We start from the raw sequence: 2,044 nt of genomic DNA on the forward strand, positions 1-2,044 counted from the left end.
GTGTTGTAGTGCAGCCCCGTCTCCCGGTCCAGGTATTGGCCCTGGAATCGCAGGTTCTGCTCTTGTCGGTCTCCCTGTGGGATATCCCCTTCCGTCTGCCCCTGCACTTTGGCTCCGTGCAGGCGGCGCGCTTCCCAGCGTTCTTCTATTGTTGAGCCCCAGGTCTTGTACTGGGCTTGCCAGATGATCTGGCCTTGGGCGTTGCTGAGTTCTTCGGGCAGGCCGACCTGGTCGGTGTGGAAGTAGTACACCTCGCACAGCTTGGCGTTTGCGCTGGGTCCGTCTGTGCCGGTGCTTTGTACTGTGCCCTTGGGGTTGAGCGCTTGCCAGTAACTCGCTTCCAATGTGTCGTTGGCCGCTTGCTGGGAGTAGTTGGGGTCTTTTTGGCCTGTAGCGCTTGACTGGCTTGCGCTAGCAGCTATGGTTTTTGATGTTCCCGGCTGCTGCGCATCCTGGGTGGTGCCCAGCCCACCCTGTTCTGTTCTCTCTCCCTCAGCATCCAGCCGCGCCAGCGGTACGTAGCTGTCCGGCTCGTACACGTAGCTGATGACGGCGCTGCCTCTGCGCTCTTCGATGAGGCGCATGCCTTCCCAGATGAAGACTGTGGTGCCGAAGTTGTCGTGTTTGCCGACCCGGCGGCCTATGGCGTCGTAGTCGAACCGGGTGGTTTGGGTGGTGGCGTGTTCGGTGCCGGGGCGCCGGGTGGTGGTGACTGCTGTGAGGCGGTTTTCTTCGTCCCACGCGAATGTCTGAGCGGTGTGTTTGCCGCTGAGTTTCTGGATCAGCCTGCCGTGGCCGTCGTAAAAGTAGCGTTTGTCTTCATACACCCGCACGAGGTTGTCGCGCACGTAGCCTTCTTGCAGGTGCTGGGTGCGTTTGCGTAGCGCGGCCTGGGCTTGGTTATCCAGAATGTTGCCTGCGGGGTCGTATTGGAAGCGTTCGTTGTTGGCCGCGGCTGGCTGGGCTTGGTGGGGGGTTTGGCCCGCATCAAAGAGCTGGCGTACGGTGTGTTCGATGCGCCCGGTGGCGTCGTATTGGTGGGCTATGTCTCCACGCAGACTGTGGCGGCTTTGGCGCAACTCGCCCACCTTGTCGTAGGCGTAGGCTTTCATCAAGCCGTCGAAAGGGTTCTGATCTGGCGTGCCTGCGCTGAGCACGGCGCGCTGCCAGTGGGTGTCGCTGGCCTGGTAGGGAGGGCTGCGCTGGTCGATGGGCTGGCTCCAAGCGCCTTGCCTGCGGCCTAGGGGGTCTAACGCGTAGCGGGTTTGTACTTGGCCCTGGGTTCGGTGGATTTCGCGATGCAGGGCGTCGCGCTCGATGTCGCTGATGAGCTGATGCACTGCCAGGGCGTCGGGGCTGCGGGTATCGCGCTGGCTGTAGTTGATCTGGTGCAGGTGGCCCGAGCCGTAGTGCAGGTAGTTCAGCGCTCTTTGCAGGTGGGGCTGGCCAGGCAAGGTGGGCAGCTGGGTTTGCGTGCGGTTGCCCAGCGCGTCGTGGCTGTGCCGCAGGGTGTGGCTTTGGCGGGTGGTCTCGTCGGTGGCTGTTTCTTCGATGACGTTGCCTGCTGTATCGTAGGCGAAGGTGCTGGTGTACAAGGGCTTGAGGCTGCCGTCTGCCTGCACCGCCAGCTTCTGGGCACGCACGAGCTGGTCTAACGCGTCGTAGGCGTAGTGGTAGTGGTGGGCGGTAGTGCGTTTTTCAACCAAGCGCCCGGCTGCGTCGCGGACAAGCTCAGTGCGCAGGGCCTTGTTTTGAGGCTCACCCTTGGGAAGGCCTGCGGCAAAGTCGCCCGTGCCTGCGTGGTAGTTAACGGCGACGGGCCACCCGTTGGAGTCGTATTCCACCGTGACGCGCTGGCCGCCCACACGGGTCTCTTCCACCATGCGGTCAGCCGCGTCGTACCGGAAGGCATAGTGCTGCCCGTTCTCATTAATCAGCGTGCTCAGGCGGTGCGCTGCATCATAGGTGAGCGCGATGCCGCGTTGCTCTTCGTCTATCTGGCGGTGTAACTGGCCACGCTGGGTGTAAGCCCAGTGACGCGTGC

Annotated in this window: 1 protein-coding gene; it reads right to left on the minus strand. The window is 62.6% G+C overall.

Going from position 1 to position 2,044, the window contains the following annotated elements; translation table 11 throughout:
- Positions 1-2,044: RHS domain-containing protein (locus tag DBR23_RS10515; protein ID WP_146191303.1), on the minus strand; the 2,044-nt coding region annotated here is incomplete at both ends.

It is taken from the genome of Acidovorax sp. HMWF018, assembly GCF_003061035.1.
Lineage (GTDB): Bacteria > Pseudomonadota > Gammaproteobacteria > Burkholderiales > Burkholderiaceae_C > Acidovorax > Acidovorax delafieldii.